Here is a 22,893-nt window from a genome sequence, read left to right as displayed (position 1 = left end):
TTGCGGCCTGATTCATACGACAAGAATGGAAAAAACGGTTACTGAAGCCATCGCCTACAGAAGGGCTGTACGTGTTTTTGAGGATATCCCCATAGATCAGGAGCATGTGAGAAACTGCATTCGAAATGGCGCACTTGCCCCTACCAGCAGCAACCTCCAACTCTGGGAATTCATTCACGTTACAAAGCCCGATACCTTAAAAGCAATTTCGAAATGTTGTTTTGACCAGAACGCGGCAAAAACGGCCCGGCAAATAGTGGTTGTCGTTGCAAGGCGGGACCTGTGGAGAAAAAGAGCCCGGGCCAATACCCAGTTTCTGCAAACACAGTTCGAAAACAATACAGATCCGCAGCGCTGGAAACGCCGCCGCAAGATGGCTATGAATTATTACGGAAAACTCATACCCACCCTCTACACGGAATTCCTCGGGTTTTTGGGCCTGATCCGATTCCTGTTTTTCTGGGTTGTAGGACTGTTCAGGCCCATTTACCGACAGGTACGAAAATCAGATCTTAGGATTGTGGCTCATAAAAGTGCCGCACTGGCTGCGGAAAATTTTATGATTTCAATGGCCGCAATAGGCTATGACACCTGTCCCATGGAAGGTTTTGACTCGCTGCGGGTCAAAAAAGTGCTGGGTCTGCCCGCCTCTGCAGAAATCAATATGATTATCGGTTGTGGTATTCGAAATGAAAAAGGGATCTACGGGCCGCGATTCCGCATCCCTTTTGAGGAGGTTTATACGCAGATCTAGGGCTGTTTGATTTTCTCAAAACAAACGATGTCCCCAAACTGCTTTTGCCCGACCCGATCCAGGGAATCACCATCCAATTGCAAAATCCTCGGATACCCTCCTGTGGTCTGCCCATCCCTCAAAAGGATAATGAGTCTTCCGGAAGGCGTGATCTGTACCGTGCCTGGCAGGGTAGCCGAAGTGATCATGCGTATTGTATGGGCGGGAAGGGTGGGTTCCAGCTGACACGCCATGCGGTTGTGGTTTTTGGATATCTTAAAATCTTTATTAAACAACTCATTTAAGTGTTTTTCTTCAAGATATTCATATTCAGGGCCTGGGTAAGCGATAAGTGCTTTATCTCCAAAAGATTTCGAAGGGGATATCTTCAGTAATTTAGGCGAGAAATCCGCATAGGGATCATAGGGGATTAAACTGTTTTTTTTGACCGTTCCAGACAGCGTGATCGGATAAAACTGGGATCGTGATCCGAGTTTCAATTCCGATTTCAGCCCACCCTTTATTGCGAGATAGGTTCGAAGCCCTTCACGAACATGCCCGGATTTAAACAGGGCTCCAGCCGGCACCTGATAAACCTGATTCATTTCCAAAGTCACCCCATCCATTGAAGCCTCAAGAGGCGCTCCGCAAAGCACCATGATTGTCGGTTCCGTAAATTCCAGATCAGGACCGGTCATCGTGATTTCGAGGGCGGCATCGTTTGGGTCATTTTCCAGGAGTGCATTTGCGCGCTTAAAGGCCTTCAGGTGCAATGCCCCTGAAACAGGAACACCCAGGTGGCGATACCCGAAGCGGCCCAAATCCTGTATGCTCGTATAAAACCCCGGATTGTTAATTTTCAGCACGACTTTGTCCTCTTTTGTATTTATAGATCCCTATTTCCCCTTCAATCTTGTGCAGGTCGTACTCGGCCCTGCTAATAGCCCTGAAGCGTATCTGATCACCCGGAGCCACGACACAAGGTGGATTTTTTTCAGGAACAAACAGGGGCACCGGACAACTTCCAATAATATGCCAGCCGCCTGGTGAGGTCTGGGGATAAATTCCCGTCTGTTCTCCGGCCAGGCCCACGGAACCTGCTGCGACATGAAGACGGGGCTCATCCCGCCGCGTCAACTTCAATCTTTCAGGTATCCCGCCCAGGTAAAGGAATCCCGGCAGGAATCCGATCCCATAAACCCTGTAAGGTTGAGCAGTATGCGCCTCTATGAGCTCCTCTGGTGCCATCCCAAGCCTTTCAGATACCTCCTCGAGATCCGGGGCAAATTCAGTGTCGTAGCAAACCGGCAATACCCAATGGCGTGTCCTGGGACTCCGTTTTCCCTTCCGCTGGGCATACCACTTGGGCAAAACACCTATGAGTTCAGCAACGTTAACCTCCTTCATTCGATTGATCAGGGTCAGGGAATGGTACACCGGGATTAATTCCCACCCAGGTTCCAATAAGTGTTTTTTTAGCAGGTATTCCCTGAATCCGAGAATATCCATCAAAATATCCGTATCTACTTTCTTAGGCCACTCCAACAAAACGGCGTCAGGGCCAAAGGGTTTAGTGACAAAGGGGATCTTACTCATTTTTCACGGGGATTGAGGCCTCAAATAAGGTGCTGCGCAGCCGTTTAAGAATTTCAAGGGCTTCGGGGTTATCCCCGTGGACACAAATTGTGTCGGGTTGTATGTGCAAAAAGGATCCGTCCGTACACATCACCCTGTTTTCTGAAATCATTTGAAGCACCTGATTACAGACTGCCTCCGGATCTGTGAGCACTGCACCGGGAACCGACCTGGATACGAGTCGGCCATCACTGTGATACGCCCTGTCTGCAAAAGCCTCTTCCCATATCTCGAAGCCCCGGTCTCTGGCGATTTTTGCAAATTCTGATCCACACGGGACATAAAGCATACACTCACCCCGAAATGGCTCCATGACCTGGAGATAGGCATCGGCAAGGGCTCCTCCCTTGGCGAGGTCGTTGTAGAGCGCGCCGTGGGCCTTTATATGATCCAATTTTAGGTTCAGGGCAGAAAGCACCTCCCGTATTGAATTTAGCTGGGATCGCATACTTTCCTGAAACCCCTGTTTTTCCATTTCCAGGGAAACCCTTCCAAAATTAGCGCGGTCGGGATACGATGGATGTGCCCCGATAAGAAGTTGTTGTGCTTTTGCCAGAGAAGCGACCTGGGTCATGGAACTGACATCCCCGGCATGCCCGCCTGTTGCAATATTGCAGGAAGATATATAAGGAAAAAGAAGGGCTTCGTTGCCTACCCCCTCCCCTACATCGCAATTCAAATCAATACCGGTTGCCATACGCTATTCAGATGAGGATTTTAAATATACTCCAAATCCCCAAACCTGTCACCAAAAGGAGTACCGCAAGTGCCAAAATATTCTGGATTGGTGTGTTCTTAAAAACCCCCATCAGCGAAGTCCGGTTTACTGCCCAGAGGAGAATAAACCCTATCACCGGAAGCAAAATGCCATTGGCTACCTGAGCAAAATAGATCACCTCCAGGGGTCGGACTTCAAAATTCAATGTCAGAATACCTATAAGAAGTACGCCTATCCATACCGACCTGAATTTCCAGTCGGTTCGATCGGGACCCCATCCAAAACACTGTCTGGCCACAAAAGCCGCGGCCAATGGAGCTGTGATAGCAGAGGTAATCCCAGCGGCCAAAAGCCCAATTCCTATCCCGTAACGGGCCGCCTTACCATAGATAGGCTCAAGGCTTGTCGCTAAATCCATTACAGAAGCCACTGCTGTTGTACCGCTGCCCGCGGCTGTAATCAAAATTGCCATGGAAACCAATCCGCCTATCAGAACAGAAACTACTATATCGCGTCGCATTGGACGAATCGAAGCTATTGAACCCCATTTCTCACCCACCAGGGAGGTGTACAGAAATAAATTATACGGAACAACGGTCGTGCCGACAAGAGCTACAATGGTCAGGAGGTTTTCCCCGGATACACCTGGAACCAATAGGCCTTTGAGTATCTCCACCGGGTCCGGACGGGTAAGTATTGCCGTGATCAGAAAGGACAAACTCATCACCAGCACAAGGGTTGTAAAAACGCGTTCCAGGTTTCGGTAGCTCCCGAACCACAGAAGTAAAAAGGCCAGGCCTCCGGCTAGACCGGGGAAAAATGCCGACCCCTTAGGGCCAAAAAGAGCCTCGAAACCAAGAACAGCTCCTGATATATTGCCCGCTTCATAGGCGGCATTCCCGATCACTATACCAGATAACACGATACCAAGTAGGAGGACACGTATCCCGTGGTTGCTTATGGAGGTCCTTATGAAACCAGGGATTCCTCCCGATGCACTCAGACCAAGCCGGCCTGCCATTTCCTGTAAAATAAGCGTAGCTCCAACCGACAAAAGCAATGCCCACAACAGCCCTAACTGCCAGTCGACCCCAGCCCGTATACAGGTGGTGACCGTACCCGGGCCAACAAAAGCAGCAGCAATCAGCATTCCCGGCCCGGCCTTTTTAAACATCAAACTTTGGATTGGGTTCGGCCTAAAGATAGGAATTCTCAGTTGCCAAAATAGCCGTAAAGATTATCACCTAATTGTGCAGTTCATCTAAAAAAGGGTCTTTGATCGACCTGAAGGGTGTCGTACATCGAAATGTATATACTATTTTTTTTGTCCTGGGGTTATTTACTTCTGAATACACCCAAATAATGCTACTCAATGACATGTCTGGAATGCAATAAGAAGTTAAGTTATCTGGACCACCGCCAATCGATCGAGTTATTTCAAACCGAACTGTGTTCGAGTCATCGCAAACGCCTTGAACGTCTCGTAAACAAGGGGCAGGTCCCTAAAGAAGCTGCTATTTTGTATTACGGACTGATACAGGCCGGTGTAAAACCCATGATCGCCTGGTGGGATGGCACAAACACCGTTGACTTGGCAATTTCCCGTGTAAAACTCAATATAGAAATAGACACGGGTTATGAAGCACTTTCCCATCGTCAGGCCATGAATGATCTGGAAGCCGCAATGCATTCATTTAAAAATGGGTTTACGACCATTCGAATCCCACATTTCCTGATCCAGAACCACTTACAGGAAAGCGTTGAGAATATTCTGGGGATTATCGAAGGCCTCAGACTCAACGTTCGGGCCGTTTAACCTAAACTTCAGAACCATGCAACAGGATTTTATGTATACGAACCGCTCTTACAAAATGAGCATGTGGATTTTAAGCCTCCTTGGATTGGCCGTAGTGGTCATAAGTCTGAACATTCAGCCTGTAATTACCAAGGTCCTGTTTGGCTTACCAATAATAGGATCGGGAATCCTCGGTCTGGCGGGCACCTATTTTATCCTTAAGGGGATTCACGAACCCCTGACGGAAAAAAAAGTAATTGCCCTTACGGTAAACCTCACCATGGTGGTCCTCATCCTGGCAATTTTACTCAGCAATACCTTTTACAGCTAATTCCCGAATTCGGGCCCCTTCTCTTTTTTGCAGCGGATAATTCCCGAATGAGTTCAGGATTATTTGTACCTTTTGCTTCAAAGGTGCACCAATGAACACTACAGATAGAAGAAACTGGCTAAAAACCGTCGCATTAGGAGGTGGTTTTACGCTTTTAGGAGGCCTACAGGGCTATGCTTCCCTAACACCAGATGCCCAATCCCCTTTTAAAGGACTTGCCAAGCTCAACTCAAATGAAAATCCTTTCGGCCCCTCAGAGTCCGTACGAAAGGTTATTCAGGAAAACTTTGAAGTGGGTTGCCGGTACCCCTTTCAGTATATGAAGGACCTGGTCCGCGATATTGCAAAAAAAGAAGAAGTATCAGAAGATTGTATTGTCCTAACCGGAGGATCTACGGAAGGACTTAAAGCCGCTGGCCTGGTATACGGACTGGAGGGGGGCGAGATTGTGGCCGCCGACCCAACCTTTCAAGCGCTATTGCGGTATGCCGAATATTTCGGAGGATATGTGCATCGGGTACCTCTTGATGCCTCACTTACCCACGACCTCGATGCCATGGAACGCAGGGTTACCGGAAAAACACGCCTGATTTTTATCTGTAATCCAAACAACCCATCCGGAACGCTCCTCGATTCCGGAAAGCTGAGGGATTTTTGCAGTTCTACGGCCTCACGGGCAGTTGTCTTCAGCGATGAAGCCTATTACGATTATATCACAGAGCCGGATTACCCCTCTATGACAAGTTTGGTTCGGGAAGGGTACAATGTTATTGTATCCAAGACCTTTTCAAAAGTATACGGCCTGGCAGGCATGCGCATCGGGTATCTTGTGGCGCGTCCGGATATAGCAAGCAGACTGCAGGATTCCCTTATGGCTAATACAAATTCCCTGGCCATTTTAGCAGCGAAACAGGCCCTTGCGGACACTGATTTCTATAAATTCAGTTTGGCGCAAAATGAAAAATGTAAAGATATGATCTATGCCCAGTTAGATCAGATGAACTTACCCTATATCAAATCCCATACAAATTTTGTGTTTTTCAAGAGCGGGATGCCCATTGGAAATTTGATTGAAAAAATGGGTGCTGAAGGTGTGCAGATTGGGCGACCCTTCCCACCACTATTGGATTGGGCGCGTATTAGCACCGGAAGAATTGAAGAGGTCGAAGCCTTCAATCGGGGCCTTCAACGCGTCTTAACATAGCCTGTTAGGGAATTGCAAAGCTGCCCTGCTATGATTTTTCTTGAAGGGAAACCTCTTGAATACAACCATTCAGGATCGCCCCTACCCCGGCAAAACACGTACGAATCCATGGGGATACTCCATGCTGAATGCGAATTTTATGAATAGAAGTTAATCGAATAACAAAGATTGAGACATGGGAATATTTTGGGATTTGCTGCAACAGGATGAATTGGAGAAGCAGGAAAAAAAAGCGAATAACCTTGAGGAACGCGTATCACAATTAGAAGTGGAACTGGCGCACACCAGAACGCAACTCCGGAAAACACTTGAGGCTTTGGAAGAACACTTATCCCGAGACATTGATGGAGATGGGGTAACTGGCCGACCCGATTCTAAAACAAGTTAAGACCTCGTTTTTTGGATGCTGTCAATATCATTACGCTTATTGCAATTATCCTTTTTGCGCGATTGGGTGTGCGTTTATTGCTGAGGTACTGGAAAACCTTTCGCAAAGACGATAACGAAAAAAAATCCTGATAAAATCCGATTCTTTTTAACTGGGGAACCTCTCTGATCTTTACTTATCATAAATTTTAATGGGCAAGACAAAAAAACAGAACGCTCCATGGTATTTCCTTGTACTGCTTATTCTCGCGGGCGAATCGGTTTTCATCCTTCCCTTTGTATTGGCCCGGGTGTTTCGGCCTACGGTTCTTGAATCCTTTCGCCTGGACAACACGGAGTTGGGTCTATGCTTTTCTATCTACGGCATGGTCGCTGTGATTTCCTACCTTTTCGGAGGTCCGCTCGCAGACCGTTTCCCTCCTAGAAAACTTATTGCTACCGGCCTTTGGATGACTGCGGCGGGTGGAATGCTTTACGCTACCTTTCCAGGGTTCAATACCCTGCAAATCCTTTACGGGTATTGGGGGTTCACAACGATATTTTTATGCTGGGCTCCCATGATCAAAGCGACTCGGATTTGGGGAGGCTCAGCTTCACAGGGAAAAGCTTTTGGATTCCTCGACGGGGGTCGGGGCCTGGTTGGCGCGCTCTTCGGTGCTATGGGCGTTTTTATCTTTTCACTTTTTCTCAATATAGACCTCGCTGAACCCAGCCCGGCTGAAAATCGGGAGGCCTTCCGGTATGTGATACTGGTATCTGCGGGTGTTGTAAGTGTCGTAGGGATTTTAGTTTGGGTATTTATGAAATTGGATCCAAAACAGGAAAAGGCCATAGTACTGGAGCGGATTTCCATCCCTCAGATCAAACAAGTAATGCGGCTTCCGGCAGTCTGGCTTCTCATGGTTATAATTCTATGTGCCTATGTGGGCTATAAGATTACGGATGTCTTTTCGCTTTACGCACAGGATGTAATGCGCTACGATCAGGTAGAATCGGCCCAGGTGGGTATGCTCTTGCTTTTTATTCGTCCGGTTATCGGGGTTCTCATAGGGATTCTGGCGGACCGGACGCAAATCACATTTTGGTTGTTCGTCAGTTTTGTGGTATCCTTCTTTGGGGCAATCCTTTTTGCCAGCGGGATCATCTCAGATACCTCCACCCTGCTGTTTTTTATATCCATTATGGTCGTGGCTACCGGTGTCTACGCAGCCCGTTCCCTTTATTTTGCGGTTATGGAGCGGGGTAGAATACCCCTCGTTTTAACCGGAACCGCCGTAGGGTTGATATCTCTGGTTGGCTATACACCGGATATTTTTGCAGGCCCTGCAATGGGTGTTTTATTGGATCGATCTCCTGGAGAAGCAGGGCATCAGGATGTTTTCTGGATGCTCGCATTTTTTTCCCTTCTCGGTGGTATTGCCGCTTTGGTCTATCACAGGCTGTACCGTAAAGTCGAAGTCTGAGTTTCAATTGAAGTAACATTTTCCTGATCCTACAGCCGCTATGGGGATTAGGCCTTTAGTCTATTCCCCTCACATAAAAGCACAGGTGAGTACGGCCTGATATTTCAAGAATTATTCCCCGTTTCCAATAAGTTGTAAGAATTTTCGTTATAGGTCCAATAACTTTTTAAAAAACAGGAAATTATGTTTAAAAAATGTATGTTTGGGATTAGCCTTCTCGTTACAATGTCCATGGGATTACTCAGTTGTTCCAGTGACGATGACGCGGCGGCGGCGGAGAAAGATTGTACTTCCTGCGCGGCCCAGGGCCAGACTATCGAGATTTGCGATAATGGTGATGGGACGTTTACCCTGAGTGGCGGCGGAGAATCAGAAACTTTTCCCGCAAGTGATCTCGAAGGCGTAGATCCGGCTGAATTCATTGGTCTAATATGTGAACTTGCCAATCTCGGGTCATAACCTGAGCGGCATAGTATTATAGAAAGCCCGATCCTGTGAGGATCGGGCTTTTTTTTGATCGTTATGGAAGTGAAAACACGCCTTAAATAATGATGAATACGCTGAATATTCTGTATCTTGAAACATTCCACAAATGCATCATTTAAAGATTTCAAATGCAAATAGATTTACCTTTTGTTCGCTCACATTTCCCGGCCTTTTCTGAACCAACGCTTGAAGGATGGGCCTTTTTTGAGAATGCCGGAGGTTCTTACCCCTGTAAGCAAGTCATCAGGCGCCTGACAGATTTCTACACTAAAAATAAAGTGCAACCGTATTACCCCTACCCCGCTTCGGCCCGCGGAGGGGAATTGATGGATGAATCCTACAGAAGGATGGCAGGCTATCTCAATGTGGCTCCTGAGGAGATTCATTTTGGCCCCTCAACCACCCAGAATGTATATGTCCTGGCCAATGCGATGCGCCCCATGTGGGATGAAGGAGATGAAATAATTGTTTCCTGCCAGGACCACGAAGCAAATGCAGGAGCCTGGAGAAGGCTTTCCAATAAAGGGATCAAGGTTATTGAATGGCATGTTGATCCCGAAACCGGATTGCTGGATACGGCCACACTTAAATCCCTGTTTACAGACCGCACCCGAATGGTCGCTTTTCCACATTGCTCCAATGTAATTGGCGATGTAAATCCAGTCCGGCGGATATCCGATATGGCCCATAGTTCAAATGCACTCTGCGTTGTGGACGGGGTCGGGTATGCACCGCATGGATTTCCGGATCTGAAAGATCTGGGCGCCGATATTTATCTATTTTCACTCTATAAAACCTTCGGCCCCCACTTAGGTTTGATGTATGTAAATAAAAACCTAATTGGAAAACTGGAAAATCAGTCCCATTTCTTCAAAGAAGGTGTATCCAGGAGCATGATCACTCCTGCAGGGCCGGATCATGCCCAAATTGCTTCTGCACAGGGGATAATCGATTACTTTGACGCGGTCTACGAGCATCATTTTGATGCGGAAGCGGCCCCTGCGGCGCGCAATAAGGCCCTGAATCAACTTTTTCACGCTCATGAAGAAGCGTTGATGAAACCCCTCCTTGAGTTTCTCAACCAGCGTGATGATGTGCAGATCGTTGGACCTGAACGTTCAGAGTCCAGGGCCCCTATCGTTTCAATTATTCCTCTGAAGAAGGATTTGAAGGAAGTATATCATTCCCTGACAGCGCACAAACTCATGCTCGGTATGGGCGATTTTTATGCCGTAAGGCCCCTCATGGATATGGAAATCCCTGAAGACCCAGGCGTCATCCGAATGTCTTTTATGCATTACACAAGCCCTGATGATATATCACAACTAATTGAAGGATTGAATAATGCATTAGATTAAATAAACTTTCACTTTAATTATTTTTATCAGGTTTTCTGATCGTGTACAAAGGAAATTGAAAATCTCTTGGACCCCTTCGCCCAGCTGAAAGCCAATTTTGTAAATTGCCTAAACCAACTAAAAACACCATTAATGAGAATCCACAAATTTCCTTTTCTGACTGCAGTAGTCATATTGCTAACTATTGCAGCTTGTTCCACCCCTAAAAAAGAACCTGCCACCCTGCTTATATACGGAGGTCCGATTTATACTGTGGATACGACTCAGGCTGTCGTAGAGGCGGTGGCGACTAAAGATAATATCATCCTTTTCGCTGGAAGCCTCGAAGAGGCCGAGGCCTATAAAGGGGAACAGACTAAGGTAATTGATTTACAGGGCAGGACAATGACTCCCGGACTTATTGAAGGGCACGGACACTTTATGGGCCTGGGTTACAATGAAATGAATCTGGACCTGATAAACACTACAAGTTATCAGGAAATTGTAGATGCCGTTGCGGAACGGGTAAAAACGGCCGAACCCGGCGAATGGATTACCGGACGTGGATGGCATCAGAGCAAGTGGGACGAAATGCCCGAGGAAACGGTAAAGGGCTTTCAAACCCACGATTTATTGAGTTCTGTATCCCCGGACAATCCGGTTTACCTTCGCCACGCCAGCGGTCACGCGGGTTTTGCCAACGCCAAAGCCATGGAAATCTCCGGCCTTAAGCTTTTACCACAGGAAGGCATTGATGAATTTGAAGTCGAAGGCGGTGAGGTTATTCGCGATGATCTGGGCAGGCCCACAGGTGTCTTTAATGAGCGCGCCCAAACACTGATTACAAGACAAATCCCAGAAAGTACTCCGGAAACGGACAGAAAGGCATTTGAATTAGCGGTGGCTGCCTGCCAGAGAGATGGAATTACAGGTTTTCACGATGCGGGCATCGGCAGGGAGGCCATTGCGCTTTTTGAGCAAATGAAGGCCGAAGGCAAAATGAATGTACGTCTCTACACCATGCTCACCGGCTGGGACAAGGAATTACTGCAGGAATGGTACGAAAGAGGTCCCCTTGTAGATCCCGATCACCTTTTGACTATCCGATCCGTAAAGCTGAACTGCGATGGTGCCCTTGGATCAAGAGGGGCATGGCTTCTCGAATCGTATTCGGACAGGCCTGGCCACTTTGGGCATGAAACCCTACCAATGGATTTTGTGAAAGAGACCGCCCTTAACGGGCTGCAGCATGGGTTTCAGGTATGTTCACATGCCATAGGAGACCGGGCCAACCGCGAAATACTCGATCGGTATGAAGCTGCCTTTAAAGAATTACCAGAACTTACCAACGACCATCGATATCGGATTGAGCATGCCCAGCACCTGCATCCGGAGGATATCCCCCGGTTTGCGGAATTAGGGGTAATCCCCGCCATGCAAGCCGTTCATTTGTCGTCAGATCGGCCCTGGGCTATCGATCGATTAGGGGAAAAACGCATAAAAGAAGGGGCCTATATGTGGCAATCCCTCCTGGAAAGTGGGATTCCGATCGTAAACGGTACAGACGTACCCGTAGAACCGCTGAACCCCATCCCGAGTTTTTATGCCAGTGTTACCCGGAAAACTTTAAAAGGAAATCCGGATGGAGGGTACGAACCCAAAGAGCGCATGACCCGTGATCAAGCCTTAAAATCGTATACCCTTGATGCTGCTTATGGCGCTTTTGAAGAAGAGATTAAAGGTTCTATAACCCCCGGAAAATTAGCCGATTTTACAATATATAATCAGGATTTAATGACGGTGCCCGAAGAGGATATTCTCCGTACTGAAGTAGTAATGACCATTTTTGATGGACGGATCGTGTATGAGAAAACGGACTGATATCGGCTCTTTCGGCCCGAGTGATGACAGGTGAATCCGGCATTGATTTAAGTTGGGATTCCCAGCATAAACATGTAGTTCAATCCAAATTATATATCTAATTATAGATCTAACGCATTAACTTAAATACATCGATAACTCTGATAAACTAATCATTATGAAATGGCAAGGCAGGCGACAAAGCTCAAATATTGAAGATCGAAGAGGTCAAAGGGGACCTAGTACAGGTGGCAGGGGATTCAACCCTTTACTGATAGGTCCGCTACTTAGGCTTTTGTTTTCCAAAACAGGCCTTATTATAGTAGGTATTCTGATTGTCCTTGGGCTGGTAACCGGCACAAATCCTTTAAGTTTTATTATGGGTGGGGGGAATCCGGCAGTAAGTTCTGCTCCGGGAACCTATCAGGGAAATGCCAAGGAAACAGAAATGGCCGCTTTCAGTTCAACGATTCTGGCCAATACAGAAGATGTCTGGAATAACCTGCTTGAAAATTATCGGGAGCCCACCCTGGTTTTGTTTAGCGGCTCGGTAGCCTCCGCTTGTGGCCGCGCTTCGAGTGCTACAGGGCCCTTCTATTGTCCGGGGGATGAGAAATTGTACCTGGATATGAGTTTTTTCGACGAAATGGATCGCCAAATGAACGCACCCGGAGATTTTGCCCAGGCCTACGTCATCGCCCATGAGGTTGGTCACCATATTCAAAACCTGATGGGGATCACCGACAGAATGGATCAAATGAGGGGGCAGATGTCAAAAACAGAATTCAACAAGTACTCCGTACGTTTGGAATTGCAGGCTGATTTCCTTGCAGGGGTCTGGGCACACCATTCACAGGAAATGAGCCAGATGATGGAGGCAGGGGATCTTCAGGAAGCGCTGAATGCGGCATACGCGATTGGTGATGACCGCCTGCAAAAACAACAAAGGGGATTTGTCGTACCCGATTCCTTTACCCATGGAACATCGGAACAACGTATGCGATGGTTTAAAAAAGGTTACGACACCGGGGACCTGAGCCAGGGAGATACTTTTAATGCGAATCCTTTGTGAAATAAGTATTCAACCAAGGGTCTTTCCAGAATATTTTTTGTTAATCCCGGGTTTCTCAAAAGGGCAGTAAACTAAAAAGATTCAAGTGATTACCTATTTCCGTAAAATCCGATCGCGGCTTCTGGCCACTAACAAAACCGGGAAGTACATAAAGTATGCCTTGGGGGAGATTGTACTTGTGGTTATTGGTATTCTCATCGCATTGCAAATCAATGATTGGAACGAGGATAGAAAATCGAGGAACATCGAATTAAAGACCCTGAAAGAACTAAAAGCAGATCTGCTACAGACACGAGAAGACATTAAGAGCGACAGTTCTAATTTTCAACATATTATCCGTTCTAACCAAGTGATTTTAAAGCATATTGAAGCGTCCCTACCCTATCACGATTCCCTGCTGCCGCATTTTTTATGGATGGAGCCCTTCCAGACCTTTTCCATTAATCGAACGACCTTCGACAATATCAGGCAGAACGGCGTGAATATGATTTCCAATGATACCATACGGATTTCAGTATCGGAATTTTATACCCGCCCAATCAATCTGTATCTGGAACTTGAAAAACGGATGCTAAACGAGCACTACGAAAACTACTTCAGACCAATGGTCATGGAGGCTTTCGGTGTAAATGCCGATAACACATTAATCCTAAATGATTACGACGGATTTATTGCCAATGGGGAATACAAACAGGTCCTGATGCACACCGTGCGAATTTGCTCTCAAATGTGCAACTTTCAGGGATACCTCCTAAAATCACTCGAGGAAATCATTCAGCAGGTTAATGCTGAAATTCAATCCTTCTAAGGAAAACAGCACTATCTGTGAAAAGGAAGCCCTTCTGACCCTTATTTTTTGTGAACTGCTACGGTCCCGTGGTTCAAAGCCAATGCTGACTCCCCGGTCTGGTAGACCTCCTCAACAATCCGGTATAAATCCGGAATGAGGTTCCTGGAAATTTTTGAATTGGAATTCAAAAGGACGCATATCCCCAGGTCGGCCTCCGGAAAAATGGCGATTTCGTTGCGAAAATTGTTTACACTTCCCCCGTGGTGCCAAATCGTTTTCTCGTCCTTGCTGCCCTCCTCCTGAAATTTATGGATCCGCCACCCGAAGGCGTAATGCGAAGAAATATGCCCTGGCCAGCGTTGATAGTATTTACTGCGTCCGGGGATTTCAATTACAGGCTTAAAGGCTTCTGCAATCGCTGAGCGATCCATAACTTCTGGATTGTATCCCAACAGGAAACGCATCCAACGGGCCATGTCAGCGGCGCTAGCGTTAATACCTCCCGCGGGGATGGCATTGTAGTAATTGTCAACTAGTTTTCTGGGCTTCCAACTCCTTCCCCTGCGGTAATGAGGCAGGGCCACATTATCTTCCAGCATCAGGGATTCGTGGTCCATATTTGTGGAACACATTTCCAAAGGGTTAAACAACCGGTTCTCCAGGGACACAGCGACTTCTTCTCCTGAAGCTTTACACAATATTTCACCAGAAAGCGCAAATAGCGCATTCTGATAGCTGTACATGGCTCCAGGTTCGCTAATCGGTTCTACCTTATTAAATTGCTCCGCAATTTCGGATACAGACAGGCCCGCTTCGACCAAATTGGTATAACTGTGATATGGAGCCCCGGAGGAATGGGACAATAGGTGTGCAAGGGTAATGCGACTTGTGTTTTCTTTATTTCCCAACTGAAAACCAGGAATATAATCTGTTACCTTATCATCCCAGTTTACCTTGCCATCATGCTTAATGTTAGCGGCCAAAACCCCTGTAAATCCTTTTGAAAGGGATCCAAGCCTGAAGATGGTTTCTCCGTCTACCCCGTCCGCTTCGTCGCTGTTGCGTTTCCCAAAACCATCAGAATAAAGAATTTCGTCCCCTTTGACGATACTCACCCCTGCTCCAACGATATCTCCTCTGGAAATCGCATTGAGAAAGTAAGTGTTTAAGGACTTCTGCAGGGCTTTCCGCTGGCGATTGGCAAGCTCAGCGGCTTCCCTTTCCAGGGCATTTTGTATTGGCTTATCCAATACTACAGTTGGTTTCGATTCCGACCCCGAAACATCGTGATTTCCCCCAATGGCCAGCACAAAAAGGGTAATGATCAGTAAAACTGAAGTGATTAAAATCTTGAATCGCTGCATTTGTATTAAGCAATGGCCCCTCTTGGGAACCCAGGTAAAAATTGGGAATTACTACTTTATTAACCCAATAAAACTACAATTATTATGCATTCCTCGCATTCTTACCTTGTTAAAAGGCTCTCTAAGCACTTGAAGCACCTGTATTCCCGACCCCTCAAAGTTATGTGAAGGGTACGTTTCCCATTAAGACGAAGAGCGCAGGAAGTGTTCCTTCATATTTCTGCCTCATAGGCCCTGAGCATGCTAAAGGTGGCACCTCAGTGTATGATATAAAAAAAAGGAAGAATTTGTCCGGGATTTTGATGGAAATGAAAATCCGGACGGCAAATCCAACCCGACTCCTAAATTGGCCTCAAGGTCTCATTTAAACTGAAAAGCGATGATAAAACAATGTCAAAATGCTAGGAAAAATAAGCTGAATATGCCTTTCAACCGATGTGTCATCCTGGTCATACTCCTTATTCAAGGCGCCCTTTTTGCCCAGGACAGGACCTCAGGCATTGCGGGTAGCGCTTCCCTTTTGGGACAACTCGGGGGGGCTGAAGCTCTCGGGGTGCATTTGAATTACAACATAAACCAGAAATTTTCGGTCAACGCGGGTTTTGGGGTAGGTTTTAGCTGCCATGCCGGGGCCAATTACTATTTCAACCGAAAACCTGCAAAGAAGGCTTTCTTCTATATCGGGGCTCAGGTAGGTTCCATAAGGGAATGGAATTTTTTGGGTGACTGGGGCGACCGGCAGGCGATCGTCTATGTTCCCATAGGCTTTGAGTTCATGGCTCATAAGGGCTTGACACTTCAAATTGATGCAGGGCCTAATATCGCTGCGGAAAACTGGAGCCAAACCAATACAGGTGTTATTTCCGCTTCCTTGAAAATAGGATATACCTTTAGAAGGAAGTCTTAGGTATCATTCCTCAAAAACACATAGAAATCACAGAAATAGACCGGACTATCGCCGAAGATCATTTGAAACTTTCACGCGATATACCAAAACACCCCTCCCGGTCCGGTAAAAGCTTATTTATTATCTTAGGTTTTTGAACATTGAATAGTTACTCGTAAACATTTAAGCGTGTTAGGCGTCACGTTACTGGTCCATTCAAACTTTAACTAAAGGTCCTTTAATCATTCATCAACCAATGTTAAAATTATTCAGAAAAAATAGAATTGATTTAATCGAAAAAAATAAAATAGGGAACTATTTAAAATATGCTATTGGCGAAATAATCCTTGTTGTAATTGGGATATTAATTGCCTTAAGCATAGATAATTACAATGAAGAGTTGCAAAAAAAAGAGGTGGTTAAACTTTACCTTGAGGATTTTGTTGATGATCTAAAGGAAGATCAGGAAACGATGAAAAGTGCCGTCGAAGTCCATAATTTCAGATATCATTCGTTGCAGTATATTTTAACGCAACTTGGGGAAGACATCTATGATCCAACCACAGACGAGGTGCTTATGCCTGTTTATAGCCCAAGTGCAATTTGGACAGAAGAAATACCGGAAGAATATGATAAAGAATTCATTGGATTAGCCTTGTTATGGTCTCATCGGTCTGTATCTCAAAATTTAAATACCTCGACAATTGACGAATTAAAAAGCACCGGTGTATTTTCATATATCGATAACCATGAACTCAAAAATGCCATAAACGGCTATTACGATTATTGGTCCCATCGTCTGGGAGAGCGAAATCAAATCAAGTTTCATGATCAGATAGCCGAATGGGAAGCCTCTTTAGGTGAAGATGGCTTATTAACCAATATGTTTTTTAAAATAGATGATCCTTTAATGGCGATTAAAGACCACCAGAAGCGGATATTTCTGATTAAATTACTTATTCGAGAGGCGGCCTGGATCATTACAGTTGGGAATGGGGTCATAGACTATGCCGACGGTTTAATAGAGTATATTGAAAATAACTCTTTAAAGACATCTGAGTAATTATAGTTCTCTTTGGGTTTTACGTTTCCTCATAAAACCAGTTCGGGATCTGCCTATATAAATGCTCTGTAATGGGCTCCAACGAGCTTGAACAAATAAAGCTTGAGATAGAACAATGAACTGCCATTGCCAATTTTCTCCTCGTGCCCATGTCATATACGACGCTTAAAATCTACCCCAACCACCCCTCCCGGTCCAGGCTCCGATATTGAATGGCTTCGGCGAGATGGACCTCCCGGATGTCCACGCTTGCATCCAGATCCGCAATGGTCCTCCCTACCTTCAAAATCCGGTCATAAGCCCGGGCGGATAGTCCCAGGCGCTGCATGGCATGCTTGAGTAATTTTTTTGGCCCGGGTCTCAGTCCACAATGCCTCCTGATGAGCCGTGAGTTCATCTGGGCATTTGAATACACCCCGGCCTCCTGCTTAAACCGTATCAACTGGCGGTTTCGTGCCTGTACTACCCTGGAACGAATCTGTGCACTGGATGCTCCCTGTCTCCCGGAGGACATTTCATCAAAAGGAACAGGGTTCACCTCCAGGTGGATGTCGATCCGGTCCAGTAAAGGACCTGAAATACGGCTCATATACCTGCGCATCTCATTCGGGCTGTTTGCGGACGCATCTGAAAGGGAGGATGAAAAATATCCATTGGGGCTCGGATTCATACTCGCTACAAGCATAAAACTACTGGGATAGGTAATGGTAAAACGAGATCTTGAAATTGTAATCTGCCGGTCTTCCAGAGGCTGACGCAATACCTCAAGTACATGCCGCTTAAACTCAGGCAATTCATCGAGAAAAAGCACCCCGTTATGGGCCAGGGAGATCTCCCCTGGTTGGGGGTAACTCCCGCCTCCAATTAGTGCGATATCTGTTATAGTGTTATTTGTGGCGGTATCGAAATATATACGCTATGTATCGTAATACCTATATCCATTGCCTTTATAGGAATATCATACGATTTGAACGTATAGATTTTAAAACGGAATATACACTTTTTCGTTATTCCTATGACGAGACCAATTAATCTAAGAACACTTAAGTATATGGAATCAGAATTCGAACTCCCAGTTGTCAATACAGTCAAATTGCTAAAAAGACAACATAAGGAATTTCTTATGTCCAATCCCGATAAGTCCAGGATTGCGATTGCAAGAAAAGGTGACTCGGTAAAGGTATTCGATTTCAATATTTCAATGGTCGGGGTAATTGACCGTCACCAGATCATCAGCGAGACGAAATATTATTTAAAACTAATATCGAACGCCTACAAATGGTTGGATGAATCAATTCTACGAGGGTATTTAATGAAGGTCGGCGTGGACATTCAAAATAGATGTCTAGGCTACAGGATTCCAGATGATGTACTTCTTGAATTTGTCAATGATGCCATAATAGAAAAGGATACCATGGAGATAAGGCCGAACAGGAGTATTCGGTTTTTAAAGAATCCTTATTACTTAAGGAAGGTTAGTGAAGATAATTCTGAGACCAAAGAAATCAATCAGCTACTTGGACAAGAGCGCAGATCCGAGACGTTTGAGATTATTGAAATTGCCCTGGCTGACTACGATCTTAACAGCAGGACGTTAACCAAAAGCCATCTGGCTGACCTTATCGGTTTAAGTAATAAAACCGTTAGCAGCTACCTAAAAGAACACCCTGAGTTGAGAGAAATGTATGATGCAATTAAATCCAATTCGGGAACTGAAGAACAACAGATGATAAGACGATACTATGAAGAGAACCGAAGATCGGCCTAGTGAATCGAGGAATTGTAAAACTGGAAAAACGCCTCTACTTATATATAAGACCGAATTTCCGCTTTTACAAAATGGATGCGTGTCTAAACAATCATAGAGAAGGATTGAGCAACTGTACGGATAGAGCAAGTTTGCGGCTCGCCTGACGGCTCGGATATTTAAGAAAAAGTAGATGTCTAAGAAATACGATCTGAATTAGTGAAAGGCGAAGCGCACAAACAGCGTAGCCTGGAACGATACAGAAAGGAATAACACAGAAAGAACCAATTTAATAAGAAATCACATAAAATACTCTATATCAATACATTGAACAAATCCTGTAAATGACTGATACTCAGAGAGAGAATAATAATGAGGATTAGAGACCTCTTTTAAACAACTGTAAATCAATATACTATGAAAAAGTCTAATAACAACACAACAGGTAGAGTAGCCGAATCGGGTTACGGATACCTCCACGTAACACAAGATGCTGACTTTGCAAAACGGCTCATTCTTAAATCCCAGGCAAGTACAGATCGTGCAAGGAAAGTTCATGAGTTAAATAAGATGCTACAAAATATCAAAGACAAATACGGCATCAAATGAAAACACGAGAAGAAAGAAAGTCCGAGCGTTTATTCGTAAGGCTGACTAAGGACGAGAAGTTACAAGTACGTGAACTGGCTCTGCTTGAAGGTAAAACGATCAGCAACTACATACGAGAGGCCATCCTCTAACTTTTATAAACATCGGGGCGATAGCCCCACATTAAAAACTAAATACTATGATTCCATTTGTAAATGAAGACTATCAACTGCACTTTGATGGTGCGAGATACGCCAAGGACGTAGAAGATTTGCGTGAGCAACTAATACGCTTGAATAAATGCGAGGCAATCCTTACTGAATGTTCGGAGGTCGTAGAAAAGGAAGTAAAAACTCTGAGTCAGCTTGAAGCCGTTTTAAAGGCGGAGACGCATTTTAAGAACCTCCAAGTAGCATCTGATGCCTTTGGCATAAAAGCCGAATACAACTCTTTAATTGCACTCCAGGAGGCTGGATTTCCCCCAAAGAAGGCCATTAAAAGACAGGACGGTAAGCCTCGCATCAAAGAGGACTTTCTGCAAGAGGTGAAAGAATCTCATGTAGCCTATCTCGAAGAAGATTTGAGAGAAGATTACGATGTCCTCCGTAAGGCTATGGACGTTATAAACTCTTTTCCTGAGCCTATCCGACATTCTATCATTAAACGGCCTGACGGGGTGCATGAAGTGAACATTCATCGCTATGAACAAGCCTGTCGATTGCTACAAAAAGTTTCTGCTTGATGTTTGGTCGCAAGAAGAAGAAGTCAGACCTCTCTTTCCGTCAGCAAATTCATGAAAGGTTCTCTGATATGAAAATCAAGGATAGTTATATCTTCCTGCCTTTCGTAGAGCCTGAGGACTACGGTCTCTGTAACGCATTTGGGAGATACATTAAGCGTCCAAAATCAGGAGATAAGTAATGCCAAAGGAGCGTAGGAAATATGGACGTGAGAGTCAGCCCAGGTGGGCTAAAGAGCATTACAGTCTTAACAACTGCTATGCCACCGACATTGACGGTATTCAGTTACAATGGACAGAGAACGCCACCTATGCGCAGTACCAATTTCGTAATGACGATGTGAGTATAACAAAGATCATAGAAGTAAAGCATCACCATACCCAGTTTGTCAGCGACCTCGTTCACAACCGCATTGAGCCTACACCACAGATTAAAGCCTTCCTGTCTTTGGTCGAAGAGATTAATATGTCCAGGTCAATAATGGATAAAGAAGAGGCTAAGTTCTTTATGGTGGTACAGACAGAAGGAAACTATCCGTTCCATGTGTTTGACGTATTCAAAGAAGGTCAGGAGGTTAATTACCACTTTATAGGTTCTGTCGAGAACGAGGCAGAATATAAGAAGATGTTTGAACCTTCCTCTTGAACAGAATTGGGGTACTGTTAAGTATTAAAGATTACGATAATGTATCTTTATGTAATGAATCCATCCAACCTCTCAAATAAAGATTTAGAAGAATTAACAGATAAGTTCTCCGAGACTTGGGAAATTGATCCAAAGGTTAGAGAGATTAGAAGGATTCCCTCTAAGGCAGATGATTCTCAGTACCCTGTACAAGTTGTATTAAGGTACGCAAAACAAAACCAGCGTAGAAATTTAGGAAGATATCCATTTCCGTTTGCTACTGGCAATAATATTGCCCGTGGACTATATATTTTGGATAATGGATGGAACATACCGATAGAGGACAGGAAATATTTAACAAATGGGCCATTATATGCGGAGGATCGGTCTACGGTAATTGTTTCTGAGGAGGATCAGCCTACAGTAAATGCTCACGAGAGGGATATTCATTGGTATGAGCGTGCATGGGTTAAAATACTAATGGTCATCCTTACGTTTTTAGGTGCTGCAGTTGCCATTAGCCAATTTTGGGCAATGATTATGCCTCAATTAGCCTCTTAACTTGCTCCGCTCTGAACTTACCACCTCTTGAAGCCGTAAAGCCGTTATCATTAAGTTCTCTCGCTATCTCTGACAGTTTCTTGCCTTCCTTGTGTAAAGAGCGTATAAGCGCTTTTGCTTGCCTGTTTCTTGGGTTCAGCCTTTTCTTATTCTTTATGGCCTCAACCGCCTTCCTCCTCGCCTCGTCTGTCAAGTTAGAAGGAGATCCAAGAGAGGTTACCTTATTACCACTTTTGGATATATGATGTCCATTCTCTTTTATGTTGCTTTTGATTTCTTTAAGAGCGGACTTTGTTCTTTGTGAAATTATATCGGCCTCATGTTCTGCAATAGCCGCAAATATGTGAATAGTAAGATTAGTTGCCGCAGGCATATCCACCGCCTGGAACTGAATACCAGATTCCATAAGAGTAGAGATAACGCTAACGTTCCTGGCTAACCTATCCAATTTAGCTATAAGCAATATAGCTCCTGTCTCCTTGCATAAGTTAAGAGCCTCTTGCAGAATAGGACGAAACTTCTTGTTAGTTCCTGTCTCCTTCTCTGTAAAAGACCTCAGCACCTCATCTTCTGCCTTCAAGGATTTCTCTACCATACTCCGTTGAGCATCCAGTCCTAAGTTCTGATCCTTTGTACTAACCCGATAATAGACAACGTATTTCATGGCTTCTCTTGTTTGTTATATCTAAGATACAATAAATTTCACAAATCACAAACGACCGTTTAAGTTATGTGATATCATTAACATATAGAAAACCCCCAAGATTCACCTCAAAAATCTCAGGGGTTAATGAAAACAATTAAGCTGGTTAAATATATGCTCCTGGACTGCACCAAACTTGCAGTTGGACGTTCGATGAATAATATCGGTCTTAATATCGGCCTGTTTGAAAATCTACGGTTTTGAGTCGTACGGACGCTTATGCTAATTCTCAATCATGTTAAATTGATCATCTGTTAATCCTGGGCAATTATTCTTCAAGGCTATTTCGTTGTTTTTAAAAAACTCTACAACAGGATCGAGCGTTACTTTGTTTAAATCAGATATAGTTGTATAGTATGCTTTTAAACCTTTTGGTAAATCTATTGTTATTAAGATTTTATCTCCTTTCCACCTATTATAAATTTTTATTTCATTTGATTTATCCAACCAAAATTGACCATCGTACCCGTCTTTATCTTCGAAATTTAAATAGTATTCATATGGTTCAAAACTATAAACCGCTTGTAATGGCGTATTACAGTCAAATTTATCGGGCATCGCTTCAACAGTTAATATGAATTGCTCTTCCTCTTGCATTTCTTTTTTTCTTCTTTCCTCAGCACTTTTTTCTACTTGATCAAAATATGGTTTTGTTACGTAGTTGATTGCTTTGGATGATCCTGATAAGGAAAATTCAAGGTCTGTTTTACCTGTAGATCCCCCAATCTTTAGGACAGCTTTCTTTCAAATTTATATAAATATTCATGCTGCTTTTTTAAATACTTCAGCGGGTATTTCATAATCGA

The 22,893-nt window shown here is 44.8% G+C and carries 26 protein-coding genes and 1 pseudogene; 19 read left to right on the top strand and 8 right to left on the bottom strand.

Annotated features, from left to right (window positions below):
* The first annotated feature begins 25 nt into the window (after positions 1 to 25).
* Positions 26 to 754, top strand: a complete 729-nt coding sequence (locus QU605_RS09130) for a nitroreductase family protein (RefSeq protein WP_289724995.1) — start codon at positions 26 to 28, stop codon at positions 752 to 754.
* Here QU605_RS09130 and QU605_RS09125 read toward each other — a convergent pair.
* From QU605_RS09125 to QU605_RS09110, 4 genes are read right to left on the bottom strand one after another with little or no spacing between them, the layout of a single operon-like run.
* A complete protein-coding gene (locus QU605_RS09125) occupies positions 751 to 1,599 on the bottom strand; it encodes a 5-oxoprolinase subunit C family protein (protein WP_289724994.1) in 849 nt (282 codons plus the stop codon). The genes QU605_RS09130 and QU605_RS09125 overlap by 4 nt on opposite strands.
* On the bottom strand, positions 1,586 to 2,329 hold the full coding sequence (gene pxpB, locus QU605_RS09120) for a 5-oxoprolinase subunit PxpB (protein ID WP_289724993.1): 744 nt from the start codon (positions 2,327 to 2,329) through the stop codon (positions 1,586 to 1,588). Before pxpB ends, QU605_RS09125 begins: the two co-directional genes overlap by 14 nt.
* The gene (pxpA, locus tag QU605_RS09115; RefSeq protein ID WP_289724992.1) at positions 2,322 to 3,065 is read right to left on the bottom strand and encodes a 5-oxoprolinase subunit PxpA; all 744 of its coding nucleotides are present in this window, start codon (positions 3,063 to 3,065) and stop codon (positions 2,322 to 2,324) included. The genes pxpB and pxpA overlap by 8 nt, the downstream gene beginning before the upstream one ends.
* Before the next feature lie 7 nt (positions 3,066 to 3,072).
* Positions 3,073 to 4,260, bottom strand: coding sequence for an Nramp family divalent metal transporter (locus tag QU605_RS09110; protein WP_289724991.1), 1,188 nt, complete (start codon positions 4,258 to 4,260; stop codon positions 3,073 to 3,075).
* 198 nt (positions 4,261 to 4,458) lie between these two features.
* Here QU605_RS09110 and QU605_RS09105 point away from each other — a divergent pair, with 198 nt between their 5' ends.
* The 10 genes from QU605_RS09105 to QU605_RS09060 all read left to right on the top strand — a co-directional run bounded on the left by QU605_RS09105 (position 4,459) and on the right by QU605_RS09060 (position 13,829).
* Positions 4,459 to 4,902 (top strand): hypothetical protein, encoded by a 444-nt coding sequence (locus tag QU605_RS09105; protein ID WP_289724990.1) that lies wholly within the window; start codon positions 4,459 to 4,461, stop codon positions 4,900 to 4,902.
* Between the two features lie 16 nt (positions 4,903 to 4,918).
* Entirely contained in the window at positions 4,919 to 5,212 is a 294-nt protein-coding gene (locus QU605_RS09100; RefSeq protein ID WP_289724989.1) for a hypothetical protein, read from the top strand.
* Between the two features lie 91 nt (positions 5,213 to 5,303).
* Complete coding sequence (locus QU605_RS09095) at positions 5,304 to 6,416, top strand: pyridoxal phosphate-dependent aminotransferase (RefSeq protein ID WP_289724988.1); 1,113 nt, start codon at positions 5,304 to 5,306, stop codon at positions 6,414 to 6,416.
* Between the two features lie 175 nt (positions 6,417 to 6,591).
* Positions 6,592 to 6,804: a hypothetical protein gene (locus tag QU605_RS09090; RefSeq protein ID WP_289724987.1), complete on the top strand. Its 213-nt coding sequence runs from the start codon at positions 6,592 to 6,594 to the stop codon at positions 6,802 to 6,804.
* A gap of 190 nt (positions 6,805 to 6,994) precedes the next feature.
* Complete coding sequence (locus tag QU605_RS09085; RefSeq protein WP_289724986.1) at positions 6,995 to 8,266, top strand: MFS transporter; 1,272 nt, start codon at positions 6,995 to 6,997, stop codon at positions 8,264 to 8,266.
* 183 nt (positions 8,267 to 8,449) lie between these two features.
* Entirely contained in the window at positions 8,450 to 8,725 is a 276-nt protein-coding gene (locus QU605_RS09080) for a hypothetical protein (RefSeq protein WP_289724985.1), read from the top strand.
* Positions 8,726 to 8,880: 155 nt separating this feature from the next.
* The gene (locus tag QU605_RS09075) at positions 8,881 to 10,110 is read left to right on the top strand and encodes an aminotransferase class V-fold PLP-dependent enzyme (RefSeq protein ID WP_289724984.1); all 1,230 of its coding nucleotides are present in this window, start codon (positions 8,881 to 8,883) and stop codon (positions 10,108 to 10,110) included.
* A gap of 132 nt (positions 10,111 to 10,242) precedes the next feature.
* A complete protein-coding gene (locus QU605_RS09070) occupies positions 10,243 to 11,970 on the top strand; it encodes an amidohydrolase (protein ID WP_289724983.1) in 1,728 nt (575 codons plus the stop codon).
* A gap of 157 nt (positions 11,971 to 12,127) precedes the next feature.
* Positions 12,128 to 13,021, top strand: a complete 894-nt coding sequence (gene ypfJ / locus QU605_RS09065; RefSeq protein ID WP_289724982.1) for a KPN_02809 family neutral zinc metallopeptidase — start codon at positions 12,128 to 12,130, stop codon at positions 13,019 to 13,021.
* An 85-nt stretch (positions 13,022 to 13,106) separates the two neighbouring features.
* Complete coding sequence (locus QU605_RS09060; protein ID WP_289724981.1) at positions 13,107 to 13,829, top strand: DUF6090 family protein; 723 nt, start codon at positions 13,107 to 13,109, stop codon at positions 13,827 to 13,829.
* Between the two features lie 41 nt (positions 13,830 to 13,870).
* On the opposite strand, the gene QU605_RS09055 is transcribed toward QU605_RS09060, so the two are convergent.
* Positions 13,871 to 15,175, bottom strand: coding sequence for a serine hydrolase domain-containing protein (locus QU605_RS09055; protein ID WP_289724980.1), 1,305 nt, complete (start codon positions 15,173 to 15,175; stop codon positions 13,871 to 13,873).
* Between the two features lie 421 nt (positions 15,176 to 15,596).
* Between QU605_RS09055 and QU605_RS09050 the strand changes: the two genes are divergently transcribed.
* The gene (locus tag QU605_RS09050; protein ID WP_289724979.1) at positions 15,597 to 16,082 is read left to right on the top strand and encodes a hypothetical protein; all 486 of its coding nucleotides are present in this window, start codon (positions 15,597 to 15,599) and stop codon (positions 16,080 to 16,082) included.
* A 235-nt stretch (positions 16,083 to 16,317) separates the two neighbouring features.
* Positions 16,318 to 17,124 (top strand): DUF6090 family protein, encoded by an 807-nt coding sequence (locus tag QU605_RS09045; RefSeq protein WP_289724978.1) that lies wholly within the window; start codon positions 16,318 to 16,320, stop codon positions 17,122 to 17,124.
* 172 nt (positions 17,125 to 17,296) lie between these two features.
* Here the strand turns inward: QU605_RS09045 and QU605_RS09040 are convergent.
* Positions 17,297 to 18,016 (bottom strand): annotated as a pseudogene (locus QU605_RS09040) (ATP-binding protein); the annotation flags it as partial.
* 159 nt (positions 18,017 to 18,175) lie between these two features.
* Between QU605_RS09040 and QU605_RS09035 the strand changes: the two are divergent.
* From QU605_RS09035 to QU605_RS09015, 6 genes are all read left to right on the top strand, one after another.
* Positions 18,176 to 18,892, top strand: a complete 717-nt coding sequence (locus tag QU605_RS09035; RefSeq protein WP_289724977.1) for a hypothetical protein — start codon at positions 18,176 to 18,178, stop codon at positions 18,890 to 18,892.
* Positions 18,893 to 19,288: 396 nt separating this feature from the next.
* The gene (locus QU605_RS09030; RefSeq protein ID WP_289724976.1) at positions 19,289 to 19,480 is read left to right on the top strand and encodes a hypothetical protein; all 192 of its coding nucleotides are present in this window, start codon (positions 19,289 to 19,291) and stop codon (positions 19,478 to 19,480) included.
* Positions 19,477 to 19,611: a plasmid mobilization protein gene (locus tag QU605_RS15465; protein ID WP_434967922.1), complete on the top strand. Its 135-nt coding sequence runs from the start codon at positions 19,477 to 19,479 to the stop codon at positions 19,609 to 19,611. Before QU605_RS09030 ends, QU605_RS15465 begins: the two co-directional genes overlap by 4 nt.
* 47 nt (positions 19,612 to 19,658) lie before the next feature.
* A complete protein-coding gene (locus QU605_RS09025; protein ID WP_289724975.1) occupies positions 19,659 to 20,201 on the top strand; it encodes a hypothetical protein in 543 nt (180 codons plus the stop codon).
* A gap of 178 nt (positions 20,202 to 20,379) precedes the next feature.
* Positions 20,380 to 20,844 carry a hypothetical protein gene (locus tag QU605_RS09020; protein ID WP_289724974.1) on the top strand — a complete coding sequence of 155 codons (465 nt, stop codon included), beginning with the start codon at positions 20,380 to 20,382 and terminating at the stop codon, positions 20,842 to 20,844.
* Between the two features lie 54 nt (positions 20,845 to 20,898).
* Positions 20,899 to 21,384 carry a hypothetical protein gene (locus QU605_RS09015; protein ID WP_289724973.1) on the top strand — a complete coding sequence of 162 codons (486 nt, stop codon included), beginning with the start codon at positions 20,899 to 20,901 and terminating at the stop codon, positions 21,382 to 21,384.
* Here QU605_RS09015 and QU605_RS09010 read toward each other — a convergent pair.
* Positions 21,362 to 22,048 carry a recombinase family protein gene (locus QU605_RS09010; RefSeq protein WP_289724972.1) on the bottom strand — a complete coding sequence of 229 codons (687 nt, stop codon included), beginning with the start codon at positions 22,046 to 22,048 and terminating at the stop codon, positions 21,362 to 21,364. The two genes, QU605_RS09015 and QU605_RS09010, sit on opposite strands and share 23 nt — an antisense overlap.
* Positions 22,049 to 22,309: 261 nt before the next feature.
* Positions 22,310 to 22,684 carry a hypothetical protein gene (locus QU605_RS09005; protein ID WP_289724971.1) on the bottom strand — a complete coding sequence of 125 codons (375 nt, stop codon included), beginning with the start codon at positions 22,682 to 22,684 and terminating at the stop codon, positions 22,310 to 22,312.
* Between the last annotated feature and the right edge of the window lie 209 nt (positions 22,685 to 22,893).

The organism is Robiginitalea aurantiaca (assembly GCF_030380815.1).
Classification (GTDB): Bacteria; Bacteroidota; Bacteroidia; order Flavobacteriales; family Flavobacteriaceae; genus Robiginitalea; species Robiginitalea aurantiaca.
Note: the sequence above shows the minus strand (reverse complement) of the source record. Positions and strands in the feature narration are given on the sequence as shown.

Coding starts and splice junctions, on each gene's coding strand:
- QU605_RS09085 (WP_289724986.1), top strand. CDS start 6,995: ATGGGCAAGACAAAAAAACAGAACGCTCCATGGTATTTCCTTGTACTG.
- pxpA (WP_289724992.1), bottom strand. CDS start 3,065: ATGGCAACCGGTATTGATTTGAATTGCGATGTAGGGGAGGGGGTAGGC.
- QU605_RS09055 (WP_289724980.1), bottom strand. CDS start 15,175: ATGCAGCGATTCAAGATTTTAATCACTTCAGTTTTACTGATCATTACC.
- QU605_RS09005 (WP_289724971.1), bottom strand. CDS start 22,684: ATGCAAGAGGAAGAGCAATTCATATTAACTGTTGAAGCGATGCCCGAT.
- QU605_RS09050 (WP_289724979.1), top strand. CDS start 15,597: ATGCCTTTCAACCGATGTGTCATCCTGGTCATACTCCTTATTCAAGGC.
- QU605_RS09100 (WP_289724989.1), top strand. CDS start 4,919: ATGCAACAGGATTTTATGTATACGAACCGCTCTTACAAAATGAGCATG.
- QU605_RS15465 (WP_434967922.1), top strand. CDS start 19,477: ATGAAAACACGAGAAGAAAGAAAGTCCGAGCGTTTATTCGTAAGGCTG.
- QU605_RS09075 (WP_289724984.1), top strand. CDS start 8,881: ATGCAAATAGATTTACCTTTTGTTCGCTCACATTTCCCGGCCTTTTCT.
- QU605_RS09090 (WP_289724987.1), top strand. CDS start 6,592: ATGGGAATATTTTGGGATTTGCTGCAACAGGATGAATTGGAGAAGCAG.
- QU605_RS09110 (WP_289724991.1), bottom strand. CDS start 4,260: ATGTTTAAAAAGGCCGGGCCGGGAATGCTGATTGCTGCTGCTTTTGTT.
- QU605_RS09010 (WP_289724972.1), bottom strand. CDS start 22,048: ATGAAATACGTTGTCTATTATCGGGTTAGTACAAAGGATCAGAACTTA.
- QU605_RS09025 (WP_289724975.1), top strand. CDS start 19,659: ATGATTCCATTTGTAAATGAAGACTATCAACTGCACTTTGATGGTGCG.
- pxpB (WP_289724993.1), bottom strand. CDS start 2,329: ATGAGTAAGATCCCCTTTGTCACTAAACCCTTTGGCCCTGACGCCGTT.
- QU605_RS09080 (WP_289724985.1), top strand. CDS start 8,450: ATGTTTAAAAAATGTATGTTTGGGATTAGCCTTCTCGTTACAATGTCC.
- QU605_RS09070 (WP_289724983.1), top strand. CDS start 10,243: ATGAGAATCCACAAATTTCCTTTTCTGACTGCAGTAGTCATATTGCTA.
- QU605_RS09030 (WP_289724976.1), top strand. CDS start 19,289: ATGAAAAAGTCTAATAACAACACAACAGGTAGAGTAGCCGAATCGGGT.
- QU605_RS09045 (WP_289724978.1), top strand. CDS start 16,318: ATGTTAAAATTATTCAGAAAAAATAGAATTGATTTAATCGAAAAAAAT.
- QU605_RS09035 (WP_289724977.1), top strand. CDS start 18,176: ATGGAATCAGAATTCGAACTCCCAGTTGTCAATACAGTCAAATTGCTA.
- ypfJ (WP_289724982.1), top strand. CDS start 12,128: ATGAAATGGCAAGGCAGGCGACAAAGCTCAAATATTGAAGATCGAAGA.
- QU605_RS09015 (WP_289724973.1), top strand. CDS start 20,899: ATGAATCCATCCAACCTCTCAAATAAAGATTTAGAAGAATTAACAGAT.
- QU605_RS09105 (WP_289724990.1), top strand. CDS start 4,459: ATGACATGTCTGGAATGCAATAAGAAGTTAAGTTATCTGGACCACCGC.
- QU605_RS09130 (WP_289724995.1), top strand. CDS start 26: ATGGAAAAAACGGTTACTGAAGCCATCGCCTACAGAAGGGCTGTACGT.
- QU605_RS09095 (WP_289724988.1), top strand. CDS start 5,304: ATGAACACTACAGATAGAAGAAACTGGCTAAAAACCGTCGCATTAGGA.
- QU605_RS09020 (WP_289724974.1), top strand. CDS start 20,380: ATGCCAAAGGAGCGTAGGAAATATGGACGTGAGAGTCAGCCCAGGTGG.